The 24,318-nt window shown below is 35.5% G+C and carries 24 protein-coding genes and 1 pseudogene; 8 read left to right on the top strand and 17 right to left on the bottom strand.

The window, feature by feature from the left end:
* Positions 1 to 15 precede the first annotated feature (15 nt).
* Complete coding sequence (gene mutY, locus FS802_RS26720) at positions 16 to 1,113, bottom strand: A/G-specific adenine glycosylase (protein WP_098653594.1); 1,098 nt, start codon at positions 1,111 to 1,113, stop codon at positions 16 to 18.
* Between the two features lie 149 nt (positions 1,114 to 1,262).
* On the opposite strand from mutY, the gene FS802_RS26715 reads away from it, so the two are divergent.
* Positions 1,263 to 2,243 carry a metal-dependent hydrolase gene (locus FS802_RS26715; RefSeq protein WP_098653593.1) on the top strand — a complete coding sequence of 327 codons (981 nt, stop codon included), beginning with the start codon at positions 1,263 to 1,265 and terminating at the stop codon, positions 2,241 to 2,243.
* A 24-nt stretch (positions 2,244 to 2,267) separates the two neighbouring features.
* Here the strand turns inward: FS802_RS26715 and FS802_RS26710 are convergent, their stop codons facing one another.
* Entirely contained in the window at positions 2,268 to 2,534 is a 267-nt protein-coding gene (locus tag FS802_RS26710; protein WP_000997857.1) for a YfhJ family protein, read from the bottom strand.
* 123 nt (positions 2,535 to 2,657) lie between these two features.
* On the opposite strand from FS802_RS26710, the gene FS802_RS26705 reads away from it, so the two are divergent.
* Both FS802_RS26705 and FS802_RS26700 read left to right on the top strand, forming a co-directional pair.
* Positions 2,658 to 2,816 (top strand): small, acid-soluble spore protein K, encoded by a 159-nt coding sequence (locus FS802_RS26705; protein WP_000517891.1) that lies wholly within the window; start codon positions 2,658 to 2,660, stop codon positions 2,814 to 2,816.
* Positions 2,817 to 2,862: 46 nt separating this feature from the next.
* Complete coding sequence (locus FS802_RS26700) at positions 2,863 to 3,015, top strand: YpzG family protein (RefSeq protein ID WP_000122093.1); 153 nt, start codon at positions 2,863 to 2,865, stop codon at positions 3,013 to 3,015.
* A 64-nt stretch (positions 3,016 to 3,079) separates the two neighbouring features.
* Here FS802_RS26700 and FS802_RS26695 read toward each other — a convergent pair whose 3' ends face one another.
* Positions 3,080 to 3,397 (bottom strand): YfhH family protein, encoded by a 318-nt coding sequence (locus FS802_RS26695; RefSeq protein ID WP_001057030.1) that lies wholly within the window; start codon positions 3,395 to 3,397, stop codon positions 3,080 to 3,082.
* Between the two features lie 10 nt (positions 3,398 to 3,407).
* Positions 3,408 to 4,220, bottom strand: coding sequence for a recombination regulator RecX (gene recX / locus FS802_RS26690; RefSeq protein WP_000268514.1), 813 nt, complete (start codon positions 4,218 to 4,220; stop codon positions 3,408 to 3,410).
* A gap of 81 nt (positions 4,221 to 4,301) precedes the next feature.
* Between recX and FS802_RS26685 the strand changes: the two genes are divergently transcribed.
* The 4 genes from FS802_RS26685 (at position 4,302) to FS802_RS26670 (ending at position 7,507) form a co-directional block, all read left to right on the top strand.
* Positions 4,302 to 5,207, top strand: a complete 906-nt coding sequence (locus tag FS802_RS26685) for a TIGR01777 family oxidoreductase (RefSeq protein WP_070169382.1) — start codon at positions 4,302 to 4,304, stop codon at positions 5,205 to 5,207.
* A gap of 140 nt (positions 5,208 to 5,347) precedes the next feature.
* Positions 5,348 to 6,478 (top strand): amidohydrolase, encoded by a 1,131-nt coding sequence (locus FS802_RS26680; RefSeq protein ID WP_000698308.1) that lies wholly within the window; start codon positions 5,348 to 5,350, stop codon positions 6,476 to 6,478.
* 241 nt (positions 6,479 to 6,719) lie between these two features.
* Positions 6,720 to 7,277: a GNAT family N-acetyltransferase gene (locus FS802_RS26675; protein ID WP_098653591.1), complete on the top strand. Its 558-nt coding sequence runs from the start codon at positions 6,720 to 6,722 to the stop codon at positions 7,275 to 7,277.
* Positions 7,278 to 7,387: 110 nt separating this feature from the next.
* Positions 7,388 to 7,507 carry a YfhE family protein gene (locus FS802_RS26670; RefSeq protein WP_000358484.1) on the top strand — a complete coding sequence of 40 codons (120 nt, stop codon included), beginning with the start codon at positions 7,388 to 7,390 and terminating at the stop codon, positions 7,505 to 7,507.
* Between the two features lie 369 nt (positions 7,508 to 7,876).
* Here the strand turns inward: FS802_RS26670 and FS802_RS26665 are convergent, their stop codons facing one another.
* The 13 genes and pseudogenes from FS802_RS26665 to FS802_RS31910 form a co-directional block, all read right to left on the bottom strand.
* Positions 7,877 to 9,043: a diglucosyl diacylglycerol synthase gene (locus FS802_RS26665; RefSeq protein ID WP_000594704.1), complete on the bottom strand. Its 1,167-nt coding sequence runs from the start codon at positions 9,041 to 9,043 to the stop codon at positions 7,877 to 7,879.
* A gap of 412 nt (positions 9,044 to 9,455) precedes the next feature.
* The gene (pflA, locus tag FS802_RS26660; RefSeq protein WP_098653590.1) at positions 9,456 to 10,187 is read right to left on the bottom strand and encodes a pyruvate formate-lyase-activating protein; all 732 of its coding nucleotides are present in this window, start codon (positions 10,185 to 10,187) and stop codon (positions 9,456 to 9,458) included.
* A 68-nt stretch (positions 10,188 to 10,255) separates the two neighbouring features.
* A complete protein-coding gene (gene pflB / locus FS802_RS26655; protein ID WP_000195478.1) occupies positions 10,256 to 12,505 on the bottom strand; it encodes a formate C-acetyltransferase in 2,250 nt (749 codons plus the stop codon).
* A 339-nt stretch (positions 12,506 to 12,844) separates the two neighbouring features.
* Complete coding sequence (locus FS802_RS26650; RefSeq protein WP_140399202.1) at positions 12,845 to 14,392, bottom strand: glycosyltransferase family 2 protein; 1,548 nt, start codon at positions 14,390 to 14,392, stop codon at positions 12,845 to 12,847.
* Positions 14,385 to 15,350 carry an NAD-dependent epimerase/dehydratase family protein gene (locus FS802_RS26645; RefSeq protein ID WP_144525602.1) on the bottom strand — a complete coding sequence of 322 codons (966 nt, stop codon included), beginning with the start codon at positions 15,348 to 15,350 and terminating at the stop codon, positions 14,385 to 14,387. The genes FS802_RS26650 and FS802_RS26645 overlap by 8 nt, the downstream gene beginning before the upstream one ends.
* The gene (locus FS802_RS26640) at positions 15,347 to 16,591 is read right to left on the bottom strand and encodes a nucleotide sugar dehydrogenase (protein ID WP_144525600.1); all 1,245 of its coding nucleotides are present in this window, start codon (positions 16,589 to 16,591) and stop codon (positions 15,347 to 15,349) included. Before FS802_RS26640 ends, FS802_RS26645 begins: the two co-directional genes overlap by 4 nt.
* Positions 16,581 to 18,128 carry a glycosyltransferase family 2 protein gene (locus FS802_RS26635; RefSeq protein WP_001266448.1) on the bottom strand — a complete coding sequence of 516 codons (1,548 nt, stop codon included), beginning with the start codon at positions 18,126 to 18,128 and terminating at the stop codon, positions 16,581 to 16,583. Before FS802_RS26635 ends, FS802_RS26640 begins: the two co-directional genes overlap by 11 nt.
* A 13-nt stretch (positions 18,129 to 18,141) precedes the next feature.
* Entirely contained in the window at positions 18,142 to 18,336 is a 195-nt protein-coding gene (locus tag FS802_RS26630) for a hypothetical protein (protein WP_000899482.1), read from the bottom strand.
* A gap of 16 nt (positions 18,337 to 18,352) precedes the next feature.
* Positions 18,353 to 18,754: an LSm family protein gene (locus tag FS802_RS26625; RefSeq protein ID WP_000335519.1), complete on the bottom strand. Its 402-nt coding sequence runs from the start codon at positions 18,752 to 18,754 to the stop codon at positions 18,353 to 18,355.
* Positions 18,755 to 18,919: 165 nt separating this feature from the next.
* Positions 18,920 to 19,735 (bottom strand): hypothetical protein, encoded by an 816-nt coding sequence (locus FS802_RS26620; protein WP_000022138.1) that lies wholly within the window; start codon positions 19,733 to 19,735, stop codon positions 18,920 to 18,922.
* Between the two features lie 238 nt (positions 19,736 to 19,973).
* On the bottom strand, positions 19,974 to 21,212 hold the full coding sequence (locus tag FS802_RS26615) for a serine hydrolase domain-containing protein (protein ID WP_144525598.1): 1,239 nt from the start codon (positions 21,210 to 21,212) through the stop codon (positions 19,974 to 19,976).
* A gap of 264 nt (positions 21,213 to 21,476) precedes the next feature.
* Positions 21,477 to 22,979: an N-acetylglucosamine-specific PTS transporter subunit IIBC gene (gene nagE, locus FS802_RS26610; RefSeq protein WP_000938909.1), complete on the bottom strand. Its 1,503-nt coding sequence runs from the start codon at positions 22,977 to 22,979 to the stop codon at positions 21,477 to 21,479.
* A 141-nt stretch (positions 22,980 to 23,120) separates the two neighbouring features.
* A pseudogene (locus tag FS802_RS31910) lies at positions 23,121 to 23,233 on the bottom strand (transcriptional regulator).
* A gap of 69 nt (positions 23,234 to 23,302) precedes the next feature.
* Here FS802_RS31910 and glsA point away from each other — a divergent pair.
* Positions 23,303 to 24,232, top strand: coding sequence for a glutaminase A (gene glsA / locus FS802_RS26600; protein ID WP_144525596.1), 930 nt, complete (start codon positions 23,303 to 23,305; stop codon positions 24,230 to 24,232).
* The last annotated feature ends 86 nt before the right edge of the window (positions 24,233 to 24,318 follow it).

Genomic DNA, 24,318 nt, shown 5'->3' with positions numbered 1-24,318 from the left:
GAACACTTTTTTTGTTTATTGCATTGTAATTTTCTCAACACAACTCTCATAAATCGTACGATGCGATTTAGAGAAAGGTAACTGTTCAAAAGCTTCTTTCGATACAAATTTCAATGTATCTGTTTCAACAATATCACCGGTTACTTTTCCGTAAAATACAAATATATCCCAAGTACGATGAGTAAATGTATGTTGTACATTCATTGCGTATTCTTCAATAGAAATCGAGAGCTCAAATTTTTCCTTCATATAATCTATAAGCTGCTCTTTCTGATTCCGAATCCCTTCCCCAAGTTCAGCGTTTGGAAACTCCCACATGTTAGCTAATAACCCGGTACTTGGACGTTTATTAATGACGTAACGACCATCTTCAGTTTGAAGTACCCCTGCAACAATCGGTACCATTGTAGGAGCCTTAGCTTTACTTTTTACTGGTAATTCCTTTTGAACACCTTCAGCATATCCTCGGCAATGTTCACGTACAGGACAAAGTAAGCAAGATGGATTTTTTGGAATACAAATTAGTGCACCTAATTCCATCAAACCTTGATTAAAATACGATGGATTTTCAGCCGAAATAATTTCACGTACAATCTCTTCAAACACTTTTCTAGTTTTCGGTTTTGCAATGTCATCCCATACTGATAAAATGCGAGATAATACACGCATAACATTTCCGTCAACTGCCGGCTCTGGTATACCATATGCGATACTTAAAATAGCACCTTTTGTATACGGGCCAACTCCTTTTAATTTTTCAATTTTCTTTACATCACTCGGTACTATCCCGCCGTATACTTCTTTCACTTCTTTTACAGCCGCATGTAAATTTCGTGCTCTAGAATAATATCCTAAACCTTCCCATGCTTTTAACACTTCTTCATCACCAGCATTTGCCAAAGATTCTAGAGTAGGAAACTTCCCCATAAAATTCGCGTAATATGGTTTTACAGCTTCTACCCTCGTTTGCTGCAACATAATTTCCGAAACCCAAACGCGGTATGGATCTTTATTTTTACGCCACGGTAAGTCGCGTTGCTCTTCTTCAAACCAACCAATTAAATCATTTTGAAACTGCTCTATGTTAAAATTATTTAATATTTCAAGTGTCAAACTTGATCCCCCTCATTTTTTTGCATATAAGTACTATTATAAAGATTTTAGGAAAAAATTTAAGTAAGATGACATAGGAAATAGAAGGCAAAGGACTTGAGGTATCGAATAAAAAGAGTTACATTAATAAAAAACGGAGGTGGATTTCTATGGACACAGCCACTCACCTTGTTATGGGCGTTACTCTAGGCAGTTTGGCAACGTTAGATCCAGCCATAGCACAAAGTGATATTGGACCACAAGCAGTTATGCTTGCTACAATTGCCGGTTCCAATATTCCTGACATCGATACAGTTTTAAAATTGCGTAATAACGCTAAATATATAAGAAATCATCGCGGGATTACTCATTCCATTCCTGCAGTGATTCTTTGGTCATTCCTTATAAGTGGTATCTCTTTCGCCTTCTTTTCAGACGCTCCATATTTGCATCTACTACTTTGGTCATTTATTGCCGTCTTTCTTCATGTCTTTGTAGATATTTTCAACGCCTACGGTACACAGGCATTACGGCCCTTCACAAAAAAATGGGTAGCACTCGGCATCATTAATACATTTGATACCGTCATTTTCTTTATTCACCTACTCGCGATTGCTTGTATGCTCGTAGGTTCCCATAAAGGGTATACTGCTTTAGCAGCGTATATATTGATGATTGTTTACTATATCGGACGGATTATGATGCATAGAAACATACGTAGCGTCGTATATAAACGTTTCAATCATGTGGAGAAGATAATCATTTCCCCTTCTTACAGATTTTATCATTATCATTTAGCAATCGTTACAACTGATTATTACTACGTTGCTAGATGGCATCGTGGTAACATCATGGTCTATGATAAGTTCGAACGGATACCGTTCCCAGATAATGCTATTATGCGCGCAGCTAAACAAGATGAAAACATCTCAGCATTTCTATCTTTCTCCCCTGTATATCGCTGGGACATTTTCGATTATGATCATTATTCCGAAGTTCGCTTCATTGATTTGCGCTATCGCAGTAAAGATTATTATCCATTCGTTGCAATCGTTCAACTCGACCACAATTTAAATATTATTAGTTCCTATACAGGATGGATTTTTAGTGAAGAAAAACTTCGAAAAAAACTGGAATTACTTCCACATTAAAAAAAGCGACTTAAGTCGCTTTTTTTAATGTTTCAAATGATCTTCTTGATTGATTAAATGGCTATATTTCGGATTATTTGTACGCATTTCATGAAGGCGACCTCCATGATTATTAATCCATGTTCGTACCACTTGTTCAGTCATTTCATCACCTTGATAACGACCTGATTTAGCATAAGTTGTTTGAAAGTCTTCCCACAATAATTCAACCCACGCACGAGCTTGTGCGTAAGAAAGTTTGTCATTTTTGTCTAATAGTTCTTTTGTTAATGTTTCGTGAATATCATTCATGTTCTATTCTCCTTTTACCTATTTATTCCCTTAATTTCTAAAGGATAGTTTCTTCTATTTTGCACATTCTATAAGTGATACTTCTTAAAGAGGTATCAACTGATGATGAGGAGGGCGTTCGCAATGGGTAAACAAGCCGAATTTTGGTCTGAGTCAAAAAACAACAGCAAAATCGATGGTCAGCCGAAAGCGAAATCACGCTTCGCTTCGAAACGACCTAACGGCACAATTAACACGCACCCACAAGAACGTATGCGTGCTGCAAATCAGCAGGAAGAATAGTACAGGTACAACCTAAAAAATTAACTTCCTACACGAGGTGATAAAGATGAGCTACCGTGATCGCTTAGATAGTCGTTCTGAATTATTTAACCATACGTGGACTCGTCCGAAACATGCAAAAGCGCAAGTTAACGGACAGACGCAACAAACCCAGTCTCTCATTATACTGGCGAATGAATGTAAAAAACGCCAATTTTAGAATCTCCTATCTCCTGTAACGCCTACCAAAAATGAAAACCAGAGAGATATTCGCTCTCTGGTTTTCATTTTTCTTGCAATAAAGAAATCGGTATTCCAATCTCTTCATTATCATTTTGCTTATGTCCCCAAGCAAATACCCCGTTGAAATACGTAATTTCAAATAATATACCAGGTTCTTCTACTAATTCATATGTCTCACCAATATGAAATTTGTTTATATCAGTCATATAAGCACGAGCCATTGCCATCTTTCGCATTAATACATCGAACTCATTTACAATACCAAGCTGCTCTGCCTTTATTGCTTGCTCTTTCAAAACCCCAATTTCTTCCCTTAGCTCATGTGGTGTCATTTCACTGTAGCGTTTTGGCATATTCATCTTATTCCCCTCATCCCTCTTCACGTTTCATCTGCAAAAATATCTCTATCTCATCAATAGAGAACCCTTTGCGATATAACGCTTGTTTCATCTTATTTTCGAATGTCCATCCATCATACTTCTTATATTTCTCATAATATTTATTCCCATGATAGTGTAACGCTTCTTGTTGCTGTTCGTCATCTTTTTCGTCTTTCAATTCTTCCAAACAAATTTGAATTACATCTCTAGAATATCCTTTACGAACAAGCATTTCGTCTAACTTTAGCTTCATTTGTAAAAAGGAATGCTTTTGATAAGACCTTTTCTTCTTTTCTATAAGAAGTAAAGCATTCTCAATTTGCTTTTCCTTCGGATATTCTTGTAAACTATGTGTAATGATTAGATCCTGAACACCTTTATTTAATAACTCTCTTTTAATAACAGTTGGACCCTTTCGATTCACATTACTTTGCGTTCGCGTATATAAAACAGCGTACTCTTTATCATTAATATATCGATCATGTAATAATTTCGAAACGACTTCAGAGATGACGGCCTGTCCCACTTCTTTTTTTCGTAAATAGTCTTCTACTTCTTTTTTTGTTCTCATTTGATAGGATAGATAGGAAATTGCTTGTAAATATGCTTTTTGTACCTCTTCATTGTATAAAATATTTCCTAACGCTTGTTCATCAATTTCTAACCCTTTTTGTAAGCCATGTTTCATTAAGATTACTTGATCCACACTAAATCCGTATTCTTCACCTTGACCTTTATCAATATAAATATTAAACCGTTCTTTCGATCGTTTTTGCACTTCTATTTTTGTAATGACAGCCATACTCTCACCTCTCTATTATTTTAACATAGTCAAGGAACGTTTTTGCTTTTCAAGAATATATATAATGAGGAGGAAATAATTGTGAGAATCGCAATTTCTGGTGGTACCGGCTTTATCGGTAAATACCTTTCTACTTTTTTTATTCAAAAAGGATATAATGTTCACATTCTTACTCGAAACAAAACTACTGAAACTTCCCACCCTAACCTTCAGTATGTACAATGGACACCAGATTTACAAACCTTCCCCCTCTCTTCTATCGATGTAGTTATTAATCTAGCTGGAGAGTCTATTAATAGTAGATGGACAAAGAAACAAAAGGAATCCATTTTAAACAGTAGAATTCAAACAACAAAAGGACTCATTAAACAATTGCAAACACTTGGTACAAAGCCAAATACATTTATTAACGCAAGTGCTATTGGATACTATGGAACGTCTGAAACTGAGTCTTTTACAGAACAGCATGAGATTCCTGGAAATGACTTTTTAGCAAATACAGTATATTCATGGGAACAAGAAGCATCTAAAGCACGTTCTCTTGGAATGCGAACAATCTACGCAAGACTTGGAGTTGTATTAGGCGCAGACGGAGGAGCTCTTCCCAAAATGCTACTCCCCTATCAATTCTATATTGGAGGTACAATTGGATCTGGAAACCAATGGTTATCATGGATTCATATAGACGATGTCGTTCGCCTAATTGATTTCATCATACACAAAGAAGAAATTGATGGCCCTTTTAACATCACAGCTCCCCTACCTATAAAAATGAAGGAATTTGGAGAAACCATTGCAACTATAATGAAAAAACCTCATTGGTTACCTGTCCCTTCATTTATGCTTCACACTTTATTGGGTGAGATGAGTATACTTGTACTCGAAGGACAACATGTATTACCTAGTAAAGCAATTGAACATGGGTATCAATACACATTTCCGGCAATAGACCATGCATTACAAAATGTACTTTCGCATACAATGTAGTACTTCTAAAACACAGTTTTACAGGGCCCCCTTTCAAAACTTTCATTTTCTAGAATCCGGAGCATTATTACACAAATAACCTTTCAGTTACTTTCCCTTAAATTCCATTAACATTGTAAAGTAACAGAAATGAGGTACCTATGAAAATATTGCTCAAACAAGCCATTGTCTATCCTATTACATCCCAAAAATTTCAAGGGGATGTACTCGTTATAGGAGAAAGAATTGCCGAGGTCAAGCCTTCCATTCAACCCACTCAAGATATGACAGTTATAGACGCTCGTGCTCTTCATCTTTTACCTGGATTTATTGATGTCCATACTCATCTTGGTCTCTATGATGAAGGTACTGGTTGGGCTGGCAATGATGCAAATGAAACATCTGAAGTTTCAACACCACATATCCGTTCTTTGGACGGAATCCACCCTTTTGATATTGCATTTCAAGATGCTGTACAAAACGGAATCACAACTGTTCACGTTATGCCAGGAAGTCAAAACATTATCGGCGGTACGACTTGTGTAATAAAAACAGCTGGAACTTGCATTGATCATATGATTATTCAAGAACCTGCCGGCTTAAAGATTGCCTTTGGAGAAAATCCTAAAAAGGTCCATAGTAATGGAACAAAAGAATCCATAACACGTATGGGAATTATGGGGTTACTTCGGGAATCATTCTATGAAGCACAGCACTACGGGCATGAAGCTGATTTTCGAATGCTTCCTATCTTAAAAGCATTACGCCGCGAAATACCCGTACGTATCCACGCTCACCGAGCAGATGATATTAGTTCTGCTCTACGCTTTGCAACAGAGTTCAATCTCGATTTACGTATTGAACATTGTACAGAAGGGCACTTTATTGTTGAAGAGCTTTCGAAACACAATTTGAAGGTTTCAGTTGGCCCCACTCTTACACGCCGTTCTAAAATCGAACTTAAAAACAAAACATGGGATACTTACCATATATTATCGAAAAATGGAGTAGAAGTTTCTATAACAACAGATCACCCTTATACACCAATTCAATATTTAAATGTTTGTGCTGCTGTCGCAGTAAGAGAAGGATTAGACGAAAAAACTGCACTAGAAGGAATCACTATATTTCCAGCACGAAATTTACGTTTAGAGGATAGAATTGGAAGCATTGAGGTTGGAAAAGACGCTGATCTCGTGTTATGGACTCATCATCCTTTCCATTATTTAGCCAAGCCTGTACTAACCATGATTGACGGAAAAATAATTTACAAAAAAAATAAAAAAAACTAGTTTATTTTTTTGACTAGATAAAGTATTATACGATTATAAACTGAATGAAACCATAATCAATTTGTGTCGTGACTATCATTTTCAAATTGATGAATGGGGAAGGCAAATGGTGCGCCACCAGCGTTAGAAACTGGTTCTAGTGGGTTCGATTCCCACCCCGAAATTTTTTAAAGATTGATATAAAAATTTCGAGGGTGGGGTGTTTTTTCGTCATGCTACCCTCGTGTGAGGAGGAGTTAGTATGTTGAAAAAACGCGACTTACACGACAGCCACGTTCTATACGAGTTAATGGTGGACCCAGCTGTCTTCCCTTTTGTGCGTCAAAAGGCTTATTCTTATGAGGAGTATTTATTTTTAACGAAACAAACGATTGAAGCTGAAGATCGTGGGGAATTAATTTCACGCACAATTTTAGATGAATGGGGTAACCCTATCGGAACAATTACTTTATTTGATGTGCAAGAAAAAGCCGGATTTCTCGGAACATGGCTTGGCAAACCCTATCATGGAAAAGGCTATAATAAATTGGCGAAAGATTCATTTTTTAGTGAACTTTTCTATGAATTAGATATTGAAACAATCTTTATGCGTATTCGTAAAATAAATATTCGTTCTATTAAAGCTGCCGAAAAACTACAATATGTAAATCTAGCAAACGAAACAAGAAAAGCCGTTTATGATGAAATTAACGCAAATGAAGAAGTATATAACTTATATGAAATCCCAAAAGATCAATATACACTTGCTACAATGCGAGATACAACGTTCCAAGATGCTCACCAATTAAAAGAAGCGTAATCTAAATTTTTAGAAAAAATAATTAATCATTAACATTTTGCCATATACGTATATCACCCCATGTCTTTGGAAACGATAGATAGTGACTTTAGGACACGAGGTGATTTGTAATGGATAAAAAGAAACGTGACAAAGCAAAAAACACATTATCTAGTACACAAGAAGTGCTCTACCAACGAGAATTTCGCAAAGCAGATCGCGCAGCGGGTTATCGCTCGAAAAGTATTTAAAGTGAGAATGAATAATTAGACGTTTTCCCCCCTAATTATTCATTCTCATTACATATTTTTTCTACGTGATAGAATAGACAAAAAGGTTCCTTATAAATAAGGAACCTTTTTTGTGTGGATAACGTTATCCACACAATTTATAGAATTGTGAATAAATTCAACAAACCCTTCACAAATTTATATATTGTAACGCATAGTAAATGTTAGAATTGTGGATAGTTTTCTAAAAATTGTGGACAATGTGGATATAGTTGTTAATATTTCGACTTTACTGTTTAATGAAAACGTAATCTTCATGTGGATAAGTTACCACTTTATCTTATAAAACAATAAAGAACCCTCTTTAAACATATAAAAGAGGGTTTCATATTAAGTAAATAATTGTGCAAGAGCAGGTGATTTAATAGGTATATGATTCGGTTCTACATGATTTTCTGTCAAAATTGTATCCACAATATGACCAGCTGGCTCCGGACGATAAATGCTTTTCATCGCTTCTTTCATTTGAAGAAGCTTCATATCATCTTGTAATAACGCCTCTGTCTTTGCAAAAACCTCACTATCATCACGAATGACAACTGCAGCTCCTTTTCTTTCAAAGTACAGCGCATTTTCATTTTCTTGTCCTGGAACAGGCTTATATAAAATGACAGGTACTTGCAATGCTGCCGCTTCACTTAACGTAATACCGCCCGGCTTCGTAATCATACAAGAAGTAACACGGAATAATTCATCGATATTTTCAACATAACCAAATACTTTTAATGCATCAGGATTTTTTTCCTGAACCCCTAATAAATCCTGTTTTAACGCTTCATTTTTTCCACAAACGACAACTACTTGTAAATCAGGTACTGACATAAATGATTGGCATAGTTCTTTTACACTTCCTAATACCCCATGAGCACCTGCTACAATTAGTAAAATCTTTTTATTCTTACATAATTGATATTTATTATATATAATGTCTGGATTGATCTTCAGCTCAAAACTACTACGAATCGGAATTCCAGTTTCAACAATTTGCTCCGCGGGCACACCAATATCAATCATAATTTTTTTTACGTGATCAGTTGCTACAAAATAACGATCTACTTCCCGATGAATCCATATTTTGTGCACACAAAAATCCGTTAATACGTTATACACAGGAATTGAAATACCTGTTTGCTTTTTTAACTCTGGTACAGCTATGATCGGAAAAGTATTAATAACAATATCCGGTTTCTCTGCTTGTAAAAGTAATTTCAAACGTTTTCTTCCAAAGTTCGCATACCAAGATGCTATTTTTTTATCATAAATTTTTTCTACGCCATAATAAAACAAGCGGTATAATTCTTTTCCTATTGTATAACTTTTTAAATATAAATATTTTGTAATATCGGTTATAACTGGATGTGATTCTCCGAACAAATCGCATACAATTACATCTTTAATTCCTTTTTGGCGAAATGTTTGTTCTAATGTTTTCGCTACTTGCACATGACCATTACCGTAATGTGCAGTTAATATTAAAACCTTGGGGTTTTTTATCAAACAAATCCACTCCTAGCTTATTGTTTCTCCATATTGCATATACGACAATAGGAAAAACATTTTCCTTAAAAATTACATAAACAGATTCTAATACTTCTCTTTCAGCTATGTACCTGTCGTGGATATGCAAAGCATATAAGATTGACCCCTTAATCCTATCTGTGCTCATATCTTTACATTATACTTTCCTATAAGAGCTTTCGCAATAACTTACAAATGTTCTCTATTCCATGATACTCACTCTTTTACTTCTTAATTCTTTTTACTATTTTGATTTCCCTTTACAATTATGTAAATTTCTCCACTTATTCCTTACAAAAATATGGATATTCTATTTTCAGTATACTCTTTTCTATATACATACTCTAGGTTTTATTGTAAAGAAAGCAAAAAGCCTAATCCAATATTTGGATTAGACTGCTTGTAAAATATGTCTTGCTTGCTCTACATTTTTTTCAGTAGGTGGTTCTACATTCGCAAGTGGATACTTATGCCCAAGTGCCTCCCATTTATATACACCAAGCTTATGATATGGTAGCACTTCAACCTTCTGAACATTAGACAGGCTTTGAATAAAGCTAGATAATTTTTGTAGATCCTCTTCATTATCCGTAACACCAGGAACTAATACGTGTCTTACCCAAATTGGTTTATTTTTATCCGATAAATAACGAGCAAATTGTAAAATATGTTCATTTGGTTTCCCTGTTAATTTACGGTGTTTCTTTGAATCGATATGTTTCAAATCCAATAAAACTAAATCTGTGTAATCCATTAAAATATCTAGCTTATTTTGGAATTCTGGTTCTTCAGAATAACAACCACCCGAAGAATCAATTGTTGTATGGATTCCAACTTCCTTACATTTCTTAAATAATTCAATTAAGAAATCTAGCTGTAATAATGGTTCACCACCACTAACTGTTATACCGCCTCCAGAAGCTTCAATAAAAGGAAGGTAACATATCACATCCTGCATAACTTCTTCAACTGTTATTTCTTTTCCTTTACCGATCTCCCACGTATCAGCATTATGACAGTATTGACAACGTAATAAACACCCTTGTGTAAATATGACATAACGAATTCCTGGGCCATCAACAGTACCACAAGACTCTACAGAATGAATTCTTCCTTTTATCATGTTACTTCCTCCTTTATTGAAGCAGCCTCCCTCTGCTATTTATAAAAAGCAGAGGGACACTTTTTCACTTACATACTTTCATGCATTGTACGATTAATTACATCGATTTGTTGTTCACGAGTTAATTTAATAAAGTTTACAGCGTAACCAGATACGCGAATTGTTAATTGTGGATATTTCTCAGGATGTTCCATCGCATCCATTAATGTTTCACGATTAAATACGTTAATATTTAAGTGATGGCCTTCTTTTACTGCATAACCATCAAGCATTGATACTAAGTTACGTACTTGTACATCATCTTCTTTACCAAGTGCTTTTGGAATAATAGAGAATGTATTAGAAATACCATCTTGTGCATCTTCATATGGTAATTTAGCTACAGATAATAATGAAGCTAATGCACCTTTTGTATCACGGCCATGCATTGGGTTCGCACCTGGTGCAAATGGTTCTCCAGTACGGCGACCATCTGGAGTGTTACCAGTTTTCTTACCATATACAACGTTAGATGTGATTGTTAAGATCGACATTGTATGAACAGAATTTCTGTATGTTTTATGTTTACGAAGTTTATTCATAAATGTTTTTACAAGATTTACAGCGATTTCATCTACACGGTCATCATTGTTACCGTATTTAGGGAAATCTCCTTCGATTTCAAAGTCAACTGCAATACCGTTTTCATCACGAATTGGTTTTACTTTTGCGTGTTTAATTGCACTTAAAGAGTCTGCTACTACAGATAGACCCGCGATACCTGTTGCCATTGTACGAAGAACATTTGTATCATGAAGTGCCATTTCAATACGTTCGTAGCTATATTTATCATGCATGTAATGAATAACATTTAATGTGTTTAAATATAGACCCGCTAACCATTCCATTGTCATATCAAACTTATGCATAACTTCTTTATAATCTAATACTTCAGAAGTAATAGGTGCGTACTCAGGACCAACTTGTGCTTTAGATTTTTCATCTTTACCACCGTTAATCGCATATAGTAATGCTTTTGCTAAGTTTGCACGTGCGCCGAAGAATTGCATTTGTTTACCAATTCTCATTGCAGATACACAACAAGCAATTCCGTAGTCATCGCCGTAGTCAGCACGCATAATGTCATCATTTTCATATTGAATTGCTGATGTTTTAATAGACATTTTTGCACAGTAGTTTTTAAAGTTCTGCGGTAATTGTTTAGACCAAAGAACTGTTAAGTTTGGTTCTGGAGCTGGTCCTAAATTATCTAATGTATGCAAGAAACGGAATGAGTTCTTTGTTACTAATGCACGACCATCTAATGCCATACCACCGATAGACTCAGTTACCCAAGTTGGATCACCAGAGAATAATTCATTATAATCAGGTGTTCTTGCAAATTTCACAAGACGTAATTTCATAATGAAGTGATCCACAATTTCTTGTACTTCTTCTTCTGTCAAAGTACCATTTGCTAAATCTCTTTCAATATAAATATCTAAGAATGTAGAAGTACGTCCAAGACTCATTGCAGCTCCGTTTTGCTCTTTAATTGCTGCAAGATATGCGAAGTATAACCATTGGAATGCTTCTTGTGTATTTGTTGCAGGCTTAGAAATATCAAAGCCATGAGAAGCGGCCATTTGTTTTAACTCTTGAAGTGCACGCATTTGCTCAGATAACTCTTCGCGTAAACGCATTGTATCTTCGCTCATTACACCGCCAGTTAAATTCAAATCAGCTTTTTTCACTTCAATTAAATGATCAATACCATATAATGCTACGCGTCGGTAGTCACCGATAATACGTCCACGTCCGTATGCATCTGGAAGACCAGTAATTACACCTGATTTACGAGCCGCTTTCATTTCTGGTGTGTATGCATCAAATACACCTTGATTATGAGTTTTTCTCCAGTCTCTGAAAATACTGCTAAGTTCTTTATCCATTTCGTATCCATAAGATTCACAAGCTTGTTCCGCCATACGAATACCACCATATGGTTGTAAAGAACGTTTAAATGGTTTTTCAGTTTGGAAACCGACTACTTTTTCAATATCTTTATTTAAATATCCTGGTTCATGTGATGTAATAGAAGAAACAATTTTTGTATCCATATCAAGAACGCCACCGTTTTCACGTTCTTTCGTTGTTAAATCCATTACTTGATCCCAAAGTTGCTTCGTTGCTTCAGTTGCTCCCGCTAAGAAAGATTCGTCTCCTTCGAAAACGTTTACATTATTTAAAATGAAATCGCGAACATCAATCTCTGCTTTCCATTTTTCACCTTTAAAGTTTTCCCATGCGTTTTTAACATTTTCTAATACTTGAGTCATCCTAATCTCCTCCATTTTTGATTAGTACAGGACTAAGATTTTTTATATAACAGCTTACACACTTAGAATACTACTTTTTTGCTAAAGTGAACGAAATAGTTGTGACATGTTTGTGAAACGTTGAACAAACTACTATATGCATAGTGTTAACTTCACTTAAAAGTCTTTATAATTAACCCTTTCCTTAATTGTATTTTTTTGGTATCCTTATATACGAGTCCTATTTTGTAATATAAGAACAATACCCATTGTAGAGCTGTAATACTCTTATCTCCTAATCTGTTATAGTTTTTATAACAGAACAAAAAAGTGTACATATGTTGTACACTTTTTTTGTTACTACTCTAAAACATCTCTTTTTCTATTCCCATCATAGAATCCACCACGGCTGCCTTCTAATACAATTAATTGCTCTAATCCTTCTATATGATCACCTATAATTCGCAAAACAGCTGGAGGATGACCTATTTTTGCAAAATGTTCACTGGGACGAATGCGGTTCATCTTATCGACCTCTACACGACTTACACACGCAATTTCGAATCCTGACAGAATAGCTTTCACTTGGGCTACACAAGGTGACAGTAAAGATCTATACCCGATTTCTTTCAAACACTTACGGCTAAACGCATTCGGTACAGCGATAAGAGAGCCTACTCCTAAATCTTTTCTATCACAAGCTAAATTTAATGCATATTTAAATGCAGTTACAAGATGAAGCGGTACTCTTAAATCTAAATAATGATTTAGATCATTTAATGCGACATCCATTCCATCTGCAATAGCTTTTGCAAATGGATATAGCTCACTAGCTGGAATAACAAAATCACCGTCTATAAATAATACAATTTCTCCTTTGGCGAAATAAGTTCCAAGTGAACGCCCCACATCGTTACCAAGTGCTTCTTTATATACAATTGTTGTTGCTCCCTTGTCTTTTGCAATCGTTGCTGTTTTATCAGACGAACCATTTACAACAACGATAATTTCAAAAGGTTCAATTTTGCGAAGCTCTTCTATAACGTTTCCAATTGTTTTCTCTTCATCTTGTACAGGAATAATGACCGATAATTGCTTTCCTTTATACAACTTAGATGTAACGCCCCATCCTTGATAAAAATCTTCGAAACTTAAAGTATGATAGACACACTCTCTTTTCCTATTTCCATCATAATACCCTCCGCGTTCATCACTGCCTACTATTCGCTCCGCTACAGCTTCTATATGATCACCTATCATCCGTTTTTCAGATTGAGAAAGACCCGTTCCATACGCAGCATGCTCGGTTGGCCGAAATTTATTCGGCGTAATAACATCAATTGCACAATGACGACTAATTCTCCATTTGCTTTGTACTAGACGTAAATGAGCTACAATAGGATTAACGAAACATTCATATCCAATGCATTGAACAACTTCTTTCGTCAACGCATGAGGTACAGATAATAAAGAATCAATTTTTAACTCTTCACGCTCTAACATTGCATTTAATATTTGGCGCCATACTGTCACGGAGTGCGGTTTTTGTTTCTTTAAAAATAATGCGTCCAAATTATTTAAAACGATGTCGGCTTGATCATGTAAAATTGGATTCAGGAATAATTGTAATTTTGAAGTTTGAATAGCAAAATCTCCATCTATAAATAGTAATACATCACCTATCGCATGTTTTGCACCAACCGCACGGCCAACATCATTCCCTAGTAGCTCTGTATGCTTGATTACTTTACATCCTAAACGATCAGCAACCTCTTCTGTACCATCATTACAACCGTTTGCTACTACAATAATCTCTACTGGATTTAATCCTTTTACCGATTGAATAACGTCTGAAATCGTATCCGCTTCATTACATACAGGTATAATAACCGAAAGCGACTTAGCCATTGTTTTCTTCACGAAACCATTTAATAGTTTCTTTCAATCCTTGTTCCCACGTTACTGTCGCTTGAAACTGCACAAGTTCTTTTAATTTCGTTACATCTGGTCTTCTATTTGGAATTTCTTCAAAGCCATGTGGGTATACCTCTTCGAAAGGAACTTGGACAATCTTTGAAGAAGATTTCGTTAGCTTTTTAATTACTTCTGCTACTTCTTTTATACTCTTTTCGTTCTCAGAACCTATATTAATAATCTCACCATTTACCTTCTCATCCATTGCCCGAATCGTTGCCTCCACCGCATCACTTACATACGTAAAGCAACGTGTCTGCTTTCCATCTCCATATACGAGAATGTCTTCTCCTTGCAGGGCCGCACCGATAAATCGTGGGATTACCCCTGCATACGGACCATCTTTCGCTCTTGGACCATAAATATTAAAATAGCGAACAATCGTTACCGGTAAACCTTCTAATGCGTAGCCTAAACATAATGTTTCTTCTAACGTTTTACACACTGCATAACTCCAACGTATTTTAGAGGTTGCCCCGTATAATCGATCCCCCTCTTCAAAGAAGGGTGGGTTTGCCTTACCATATACTTCTGAAGTAGACGCAAAGACTACTTTCTTCTTTCCTTTTAGCGCTGCTTGTAAAATGTTTCTCGTTCCATCAAAATTCGTTTCAATAAGCTCTATACTCTTTTCCATTGTCGTTTTCACACCTAAAATTGCTGCTAAATGAAACACTACATCATGTTGATTTACTAATTCATAAATAGAATTTTTATCTAAAACGCTTATTGGAATAACCCGAATTTCTTTCATTAACTCATCATGATATTTATTTTTTCCTTTATAGAAGTTATCCACAATCGTGACTTCATTTCCTCTTTTCACCAATTCTTCGGCTAGATGCGATCCAATGAATCCTGCTCCACCTGTAATTAAACATTTCTTACTCATACACTCACCTTCTTTATAATTCCACGTGTATCTATTACTCGCTTCATTCCTTTAAAAAGCTTCCAATCGATATTAGAGTGATCAGTTAAAATTAAAATACAATTCGCTTGTTTAATGACTTGTTCATCCAAAGAAACAGATTGGTACAACTTATCTCCAAATTTTGCAGAAGAAATATATGGATCGTGATATTCTATCTCATATCCTTCTTTTATTAACAATTCAATAATCGGTAAAGCCGGTGATTCTCTCAAATCATTTACATTTTTCTTATACGCAATTCCTACAATTAAAACTGATGCAGGTGATTGCACCATGCCTTTTACTTTCCGGACTATTTTCTCTGGCATTTCTTCATTAATCACATGTGCTGCTTCAATTAATTGACTAATTGTCCCATTCTTTTTTATTCTCCATTGGAAATATAAAGGATCTACTGGAATACAATGTCCCCCTATTCCTGGTCCTGGCCAATATGGGGTAAATCCAAACGGTTTTGTAGATGCAGCTTCAAGCGCCTCATAAAAATCAATTCCTAAACTTTCACATAGTGTGTTTAACTCATTTACTAATGAAATATTGACTAGGCGCTGAATATTTTCAAATAACTTACACATTTCCGCTACTTTTGGAGAGCTAACAGGAACGACTACATCGAAGATCGTGCTATATAAATCCTGTACTTTTTGTTTGCACTGCTCAGTTTGTCCACTAATAACCTTTGGAATGTCCTGAACGGAATATTGACTATTTGCTGGATCAATCCTCTCAGGAGAATATCCAATATAGAAATCTTCGCCTACCTTTTGGCCGCCTTGAGAAACAATCGGAATAATAACTTCCTCGAGCGTACCTGGATATGTGGAGCTTTCGAAAATGAAGGTTTGTCCTTTTTGAAGGTTTTGTTGTATATAATGCGAAGCTGAAATGAGGGCACTTAAGTCTGGTTCTCTTTGTTCATTAATTGGAGTCGGGACAGTGACAATAACATAATCACTATTTTGAAAATCAGCAATACCTTGATCCGGTGTATTTACTATTAATTTTTTTTTAGCCAATAAACTTTGTAACAATTTAGAAGAAACATCCGGAATATAACTTTCTCCTTTTATAATTGATTCTATTTTTCTAGTATCTTTATCTAATCCAAGTACTGTATGTCCTCTCTCTGCAAAATGGACTGCCAAAGGAAGGCCAACATATCCTAATCCGATAATGGCAACTGTACTACTAACATTCATCTGTATTCTCTTCTTCCTTTCTCAATTGTTGAATGATATTTCTATCCCGCTCTCCATCTGTAAAACTCCCGCGCTCATCTGTGGATTGCAATAAATATGCAATTGCCTCAAGTTGATCGCCGAAAATACGGTCAAATGCTGGAATACGCCCATTTACAAATCCATGTTGCTCTGGACGTACTCGATTTGTTTTTATTACATCCACAAATTCTACTGCTGTAATAGAAAATCCCTCCAAAATAGCTTTCATTTGAGCTAATGGCGGAATAACTAGAGAGTCATATCCTATTTGTTCTATTACCTTTTTATGCATAGCATGTGGTACTGCCGTTAATGAGTTATTCCATAAATCTGGTCGTTTCGCTACTAAATTCACAAAATATTTCCCCATGCTAATTGGATCTGCCGGATGAAACATATCTAATAAACACTGTAAATCATTTAATGCCACATCATACCCATCTTCAATAGCATGTAAAAATGGAATTAGTTTTTTTCCCGGAATAACAAAATCACCATCGACAAATAAACAAATATCGGCCGTGGCATGCATAGCGCCTATCGCTCGGGCCACATTATGCCCGAGAGCTTCCTCGAATTCAATAACGATAACATCCTCTAACTTTGCTTGTTTAATTGTCTCAATATCAGCTCCATTCGCAACAACTATAATTTCATCTACACCTGCTTTTTTCACTTCTTGTATAACAGATCTTATAGTCATTTTCTCTTCTGACACTGGGATAATGGCACTATATTTCGCTTTTTTCTTTTGTAATACAACTGGTTTATACTTTCCTATAAACCCTCTATCCCTATTTCCTTCCGAAAAACCACCACGCTTACCATATATTTCGATTGCGTATTGCAAAGCACGTAAATGATCTCCCATAATACGACTAGTCGCTTTCGGATAAGGCGAACCGGGTGATGTACCAGTATGAACAGGACGCACTTTATTTGTATGAATAACATCGACCGAGGCCATATCGACAATATCTACTCCTCTAGACATCGCCAGCGCTTGAAACAGTGCTGGATCTGCTAAATTCCACCAACCAAATTTCTGAATAACTTCCCTACTCATCGCATGTGGAATTGCGATTAAAGATCCAACAACAAGCTCTTTTTTATTCAAATAACGATTCAACATAAATTTGCCAACTGTCGTATAATGCGGTCTCATTTTTAAATAAACGGACCATGTTAAATTATTCACAACAATTTGGTGGCCTTGCTGAATTCCTTTTATGAAACGTTGCAACTCTTTGTTATCAATGACGATATCACCATCTAAAAACAAAACAATGTCACCTTTCGCTTCTCTTGCTCCGATTGCCCGTCCAACATCATTGCCAAGAGAATAGTGATAATAAATGACATGGCAATGATGTTGTAACGCTATTTCTTTTGTCCCATCTGTCGATCCATTATCAACTACGATAATTTCATAAGGTTCGAGCTTCTCCACTTCTACTAAAACTTGTGATAAAGTACTCGCTTCATTATGCGCTGGAATAACAACTGATACTCTCATATTTGTATCACTCTTACCCTTCCAAGCGAACATAAGCAATAATAGGAGTACGCACAACTACATCTTCCGGTGGTCCATAAGAAGGAGAAGTACGAACACTTACTGCCCCATCTGTCACAGATAACAGAATACCTGCAACAATTTCAACCGCTGTCACAACTTGCACTAGCTCACCAACATGGTTACGCAATTCTTCAGTAAATAACATATATAAGTCTCCTTCCTTACGCTTCTTTAATTGATATAATGCTTGTAAATGGTAATAAAATTTCTGTTCCTATCCCTTCTTGCAGTGTTAAGAAATCATCACCAACTGCTACAATTACACCCGTTAACTGTCCAACTGTCACCGTAATTTCTACGTTTTTACCCAAATACTGCTCTGCAATTTCTTTAAAAGGTGATGTATTACATTCTTTTAATATGTTACAAATAATAGATTGAAATCTGCTTGATTCAATAAATTCTTCCGTAGCTTGCTTAGAGTTTCTTTGAATAAATCTCGCGAAGTTTTGTGAAAATAAAAGTCGTTCCACAGCAGGCAATAACTTATTATCTAAAAAATAATCTAATTGTCTATTAAACAATCTCGATAACTTTTTCCAATACTTACCGAACAGACACATACACTTCTCCTCCTATTATTTTTAGATTATAAAAATACATCCATACATCTTAATGTATACAAAGCAGACTTTTTTGTGATAGGTAAGACATACATTTTTTAACAAAACAATATGTTCTAATCACAAAAAAAGATAGATGGTATCCCATCTATCTTTATGTATATATTAATTTTTAATTGTAACTATCGCAGAGACACTGTAATAAACTGCTCGTGGTAATTCTGCCTGTTCACTTATAGAAGCTGTAACAAGAGACCCTCCACTTGCCGAAAAATACTTAACAGCTTCTAACGGAATACCGTCTTCTTTCACATCTATATGTGTTCCATCCCGCCAATCTATTTTCTGCATTGTTGCTGAAAGGTCCCCAGTCACTTTACCAAATTCTTTACCATCCACCCCTAAAAAAATCCATTCCCACTTTGTTAAACTTAGTATTTGTGTTAACTCTCCAATTTTCTTTCCGTCTACATTAGAAAAAATATAGACGTTGCGTACTCCCATCTTCTTTTGAACACACAACAATCTTTCTCCCGAGTGATTATATAAATACAATTGTTGCTTATGTAATCCCCTAAAAAGAAAAGAAAGTACAGCTTGCCATACACGTTGAATAACAAAATCATACTCTTCTTTTAAAAACCCTACTGCACTGCCATCTAGTCCAAAGTACGTTATTGCTTGAAATACCCCTACCTCTTTGCGAACAACAAATTTTTGTTGCTCAAATAATTCAGAAGTCTCTATATTATAATTTTCCTGTTTAAGTATTTTTGATCTTCGTTTTTCCATAAAACTATATATTAATAATCCAATTGCTGGTAGTACAACACTTATTAATTTCAGATTTTCTTTCTCCGAAGTGAATAGCATCCCTTTTTTATATTCCATCACTAATACAATTGCGACGATAATCCATACAATGACAGATACAAAAAATATGCGTTTTGCATTACGTGCGTGATGCTTATGTATACTCATATCCCTCCCCCTTTTCCATTTATCCCGCATTAACGGGCAGTAAGACCCCCACTTCAAAATTCAGCGAAAGCAAAGAAGTTAGGTGGGGGATCCACTGCCCGTAAAAGCCCGATTGGTTCAACTAATAATCAGTGGGGGATGAACAAAACCCCCACTGATTAAAGTTTCACTTTATTTCATTATCTCATTACCCCCTACACTTCCTCAATAAAAAAAGACCATCCAATAGGATAGCCTCTTACACTTCAATATTTCGCAACATCGTATAAATGTCGTTATTCACTTTACCAAACGATTTAATGTTGTTTTGAATGTTAGATAATAAAACGACATACACACTTCCGTTTTTACTAAATCCATTTAAGCAATTCCATCCTGGCATTACACCGTGATTTGAATAACTGCCCGGGTCTACATACCAACCAAATCCGTAATCTTTTTTTCCGCCTGTAAACATTTGATCATAGCTCTCTTTTGAAATTAACTTTCCAGAGAAGAGTGCTTCATTAAATAAATATAAATCATGTGCACTTGTATATATATCACCACAACCATATAGTTGTGACATACTTGGAATATTAGGTGTTGTCATATTGTTATTTACTATTTTATAACCTGTCGATGGAAACCTTGTTTGCTCTAACGCTTTACCGAAACCAGAATCTTCCATACTCGCAGTAGCAAAAATATGTTGTTTAATATATTCTTCTAACGGTTGTCCACTTACCTTCTCAGCGATGTAGGCAAGTATCGAATAGTTCGAATCGGAATATTTCCATTTCTCTCCTGGACCCCCAACACGCTTTTGCTTTCCTATTCGTTTTATCAATTCTTCATGAGAAATATCCTCTGTTCCCTGCTCATACTCTGGGATTCCTGATGTATGTGTTAGTAAATGTTTTAACTGAATACCATTACCTTGAGGGAAATCTGGAATATACTTTGCAACCGTATCCTCTACGTTTAATTTATTTTGATCCTTTAATTGCATAATAGCAGTCGCTACAAATGCCTTTGAAATAGAACCAATATAAAAAGTTGTCTCTGAATTATTCGGTACTTGTTTCTCTTTGTTCGCCATACCGTATCCTTTATTCAAAAGAACTTTTCCGTTCTTCACAATAACAGCTGTCCCGCTAAATCCTGCGTTTTGTAAATATTGATCTAATTTAGCGTTTTCATTAATTTCTTGAGGTGGTCCCTCAGCAGGCTTTTCCACAGCTTGTACTTGCTTTACTTGTTCTTCCTGCTCTTTTTGTTTTTGTGCTTCTTGCTTCTTCTTTTCTTCTTTCTTTTTTAGCTCTTCTTGTTTCTTCATTTCTGCTGCTTTTAAAGTTTCTTCTTTCTTATTATGCGCAACAATTTTTGTATACATGAAATATACAACTGAAAATAGTAAGACGAGAATGATTGTTCTTTTTATGTATACAATCGGCCGACGTGCTTTCCCATTCGCATTATTTTTTTCCTGATCCATGATTGCTTTTTTCCCCTTATTTACCGATAATTTAATTCCACTACACAAGATTCATTCCGGATCTTTTTCATAGATTTTTGACATTCCATTCGACGTCATCCCTACTTTATCACGCACTACACATATTACCAACCTATATGTATGAAAAAGAAAAAGAAAATTTACAAAAGTAAGATTCCCGTTAAATTGTTAACAAAAAAAAGAGGATATCCTCTAAAAAAATTGATGTTATCAACCTTTTGGGATATCCTCTTATCTCATTATTTATACGTGTTTTTTCATATCATCGGCAACGGATTCAACATTTGTACCTACGATAACTTGGACACTCGTGTTACTTAATTTCATAACACCTTTTGCACCAGCACGTTTTAATGCTGCTTCGTTTACTTGACCAGCATCTTTCACTTGTAAGCGTAGACGTGTTGCACAGTTATCAATAACTGTTAAGTTTTCTTTTCCACCTAAAGCTGCTACGTAAGTTTCACCAATTGAACCTGCAACTGGAGCTTCTTCACCTTCAGCTAGTTCCTCTTCATCTTCACGACCAGGCGTTTTCAGGTCGAACTTCTTAATTAAGAAGTAGAATACAACGAAATAAATTACTGCGTAAATTAAACCGACTCCCGCGAGTAATACTGGTTTTGTTGCAATACCGAAGTTTAAGAAGTAATCGATTGCACCGGCACTAAATGTGAAACCATCGTGAATGCCGAGTGTTGTTGTAATGAATAGAGACAGACCTGTTAATACAGCATGAATACCATATAATACTGGCGATAAGAACATGAATGAGAATTCAATTGGTTCTGTAATACCAGTTAAGAATGAAGTTAGTGCTAGACCACCTAACATACCTGTAACCATTTTACGTTTTTCTGGTTTAGCAGCCGCAATCATTGCGAAACATGCTGCTGGTAAACCGAACATCATAACTGGGAAGAAACCAGTCATAAACATACCCGCTGTTTTATCTCCTGCAAGGAAGCGAGCAATATCACCATTTACAACATTACCTGCTGCATTTGTAAAGTCACCAAGTACGAACCAGAAGTATGTGTTCATTACGTGGTGTAAACCGATTGGAATTAATAGACGGTTTAATAAACCAAATAGACCTGAACCAACTGCCCCTAAATTAACAATTCCATGAGCTAATGCATCGATAGCATTTTGAATTGCTGGCCAAATTTGTGCGAATAGAATTCCTAATAGTAACATCACAACCGATGTAACAATCGGAACGAAACGTTTTCCAGCAAAGAACCCTAACCATTCTGGAAGTTTAATCTTATGGAATTTATTATAAAGAAGTCCTGCTATAACACCGACAATAATACCACCTAAAACTTTCATATCCACTTTAGTCGATAATTCGGCCGCCTTAGATACCTGTGTCATTGTATCTGCAAGCTTAGATGGATCTACATTAGCGCTATTACCTATTAAATCTTGAACTTTGCCTAATTTATCTTGTAATTCTACAGTAGAATATCCCTTACTAAGTGCATCAATACTGTTTTTCATAACTAGATAACCAATTGCACCTGCAAGACCTGCTGCACCACTACCATCAACTGAAAGACCGATTGCAATACCAATTGCAAAAATAAGTGCTAAATTATCAAAAACTGCTGCACCGGCCTGTGCCATAACAGGAATATCAAATACATCTGGTTGCCCTAAACGAAGCAATAATCCTGCTGCTGGTAGTACGGCGATTGGAAGCATTAATGCTTTACCAATACGTTGTAGAAACTGCAACATTTTAATTCCCCCTATCAAATTTATGAAATCGTTATCATTATAAGTACGCCTTAGAAAACGCTTTCTATTTACATAACCATAATAACATATAGTTGTATAGATGTGTAGTTTTTATTTTCGAATTTTTTATGGATAAATATCCTATTTCCAAACTGTTATATAAAAGGAAAATTCTCCTTTTTAATATAGAATACTCGAAACGAAATACCTACTATAGAACATGTAACTTTCGTTTTATCATTCCACCTTTTCATGTTATTATTTATTTCCGAGCATATCGGGAAAAGTAAACGTAGTTAATTCGAAATAGGAGCGTTGGTACTATGCAGTGCATTGAAACAAACAACTTACAACAGTTGTTAGAACAAGTAAAACCATATACGAAAAAAGGAAAGCTTGCTACTTATATCCCCGAACTAGGAAATGCAAATCCGGCTGATTTAGGGATTTCCATTTTCCATAAAGAAACAGAATACATCCATGCTGGCAACTCACAAACACTATTTACTCTTCAAAGTATTTCAAAAGTAATTACACTTGCACTTGCCCTTTTAGATCGTGGTGAAGAATATGTATTTTCTAAAGTTGGAATGGAACCAACTGGTGACCCATTTAATTCTATTATTAAGTTAGAAACGACAAGTCCCTCTAAGCCACTTAATCCAATGATTAATGCAGGGGCACTAGCTATTACAAGTATGTTAACAGGAAACGATAATGAAGAAAAAATGGAGCGTATCCTTCATTTTGTACGTGAAATAACAGATAATCCTACTATTAATTATTCTTCTAAAGTTGCCAATTCAGAATTAGAGACAGCTTACTTAAACCGTTCACTTTGTTACTATATGAAACAAAACGGAATTATCGATTGTGACATCGAAGAACTTATGGATTTATACACTCGTCAATGTGCAGTTGAAGTAAACTGTATCGATTTAGCACGTATTGGCTTAATTTTTGCTATGGATGGCTATGATCCATATAAAAAAAAGCAAATTATCCCTAAACATATTACAAAAATCTGTAAAACATTTATGGTTACATGCGGTATGTATAACGAGTCTGGTGAATTTGCGATTCGTGTTGGTATTCCAGCCAAAAGTGGTGTAGCTGGTGGTATTTTCGGCTGCGTAAAAGGAGAAATGGGAATTGGTATTTTCGGACCAGCTTTAGATGCAAACGGAAATAGTATCGCTGGTTTTAAAATTCTTGAACTTCTTTCTGCTCAAGAAGGTTGGAGCATTTTTTAATTCAGAGTTATCCTGCTATACTAGCAGGATTTTTTTATTTCATAAAACCCTCAATTTTATCAGCTATCCATCCCCTTACAAAAACC

Origin of the sequence: Bacillus sp. DE0042, assembly GCF_007680225.1 — a bacterium.
Taxonomy (GTDB): Bacteria; Bacillota; Bacilli; order Bacillales; family Bacillaceae_G; genus Bacillus_A; species Bacillus_A wiedmannii.
Note: the sequence above shows the minus strand (reverse complement) of the source record. Positions and strands in the feature narration are given on the sequence as shown.

Bases quoted from the DNA above. Each gene is read 5' to 3' on its own strand.
- FS802_RS26715 (WP_098653593.1), top strand. From the start codon at position 1,263: ATGGACACAGCCACTCACCTTGTTATGGGCGTTACTCTAGGCAGTTTG.
- FS802_RS26710 (WP_000997857.1), bottom strand. From the start codon at position 2,534: ATGAATGATATTCACGAAACATTAACAAAAGAACTATTAGACAAAAAT.
- FS802_RS26705 (WP_000517891.1), top strand. From the start codon at position 2,658: ATGGGTAAACAAGCCGAATTTTGGTCTGAGTCAAAAAACAACAGCAAA.
- FS802_RS26700 (WP_000122093.1), top strand. From the start codon at position 2,863: ATGAGCTACCGTGATCGCTTAGATAGTCGTTCTGAATTATTTAACCAT.
- FS802_RS26695 (WP_001057030.1), bottom strand. From the start codon at position 3,397: ATGAATATGCCAAAACGCTACAGTGAAATGACACCACATGAGCTAAGG.
- recX (WP_000268514.1), bottom strand. From the start codon at position 4,220: ATGGCTGTCATTACAAAAATAGAAGTGCAAAAACGATCGAAAGAACGG.
- FS802_RS26680 (WP_000698308.1), top strand. From the start codon at position 5,348: ATGAAAATATTGCTCAAACAAGCCATTGTCTATCCTATTACATCCCAA.
- FS802_RS26675 (WP_098653591.1), top strand. From the start codon at position 6,720: ATGTTGAAAAAACGCGACTTACACGACAGCCACGTTCTATACGAGTTA.
- FS802_RS26670 (WP_000358484.1), top strand. From the start codon at position 7,388: ATGGATAAAAAGAAACGTGACAAAGCAAAAAACACATTATCTAGTACA.
- pflA (WP_098653590.1), bottom strand. From the start codon at position 10,187: ATGATAAAAGGAAGAATTCATTCTGTAGAGTCTTGTGGTACTGTTGAT.
- pflB (WP_000195478.1), bottom strand. From the start codon at position 12,505: ATGACTCAAGTATTAGAAAATGTTAAAAACGCATGGGAAAACTTTAAA.
- FS802_RS26650 (WP_140399202.1), bottom strand. From the start codon at position 14,392: ATGGCTAAGTCGCTTTCGGTTATTATACCTGTATGTAATGAAGCGGAT.
- FS802_RS26645 (WP_144525602.1), bottom strand. From the start codon at position 15,350: ATGAGTAAGAAATGTTTAATTACAGGTGGAGCAGGATTCATTGGATCG.
- FS802_RS26640 (WP_144525600.1), bottom strand. From the start codon at position 16,591: ATGAATGTTAGTAGTACAGTTGCCATTATCGGATTAGGATATGTTGGC.
- FS802_RS26635 (WP_001266448.1), bottom strand. From the start codon at position 18,128: ATGAGAGTATCAGTTGTTATTCCAGCGCATAATGAAGCGAGTACTTTA.
- FS802_RS26630 (WP_000899482.1), bottom strand. From the start codon at position 18,336: ATGTTATTTACTGAAGAATTGCGTAACCATGTTGGTGAGCTAGTGCAA.
- FS802_RS26625 (WP_000335519.1), bottom strand. From the start codon at position 18,754: ATGTGTCTGTTCGGTAAGTATTGGAAAAAGTTATCGAGATTGTTTAAT.
- FS802_RS26620 (WP_000022138.1), bottom strand. From the start codon at position 19,735: ATGAGTATACATAAGCATCACGCACGTAATGCAAAACGCATATTTTTT.
- FS802_RS26615 (WP_144525598.1), bottom strand. From the start codon at position 21,212: ATGGATCAGGAAAAAAATAATGCGAATGGGAAAGCACGTCGGCCGATT.
- nagE (WP_000938909.1), bottom strand. From the start codon at position 22,979: ATGTTGCAGTTTCTACAACGTATTGGTAAAGCATTAATGCTTCCAATC.
- glsA (WP_144525596.1), top strand. From the start codon at position 23,303: ATGCAGTGCATTGAAACAAACAACTTACAACAGTTGTTAGAACAAGTA.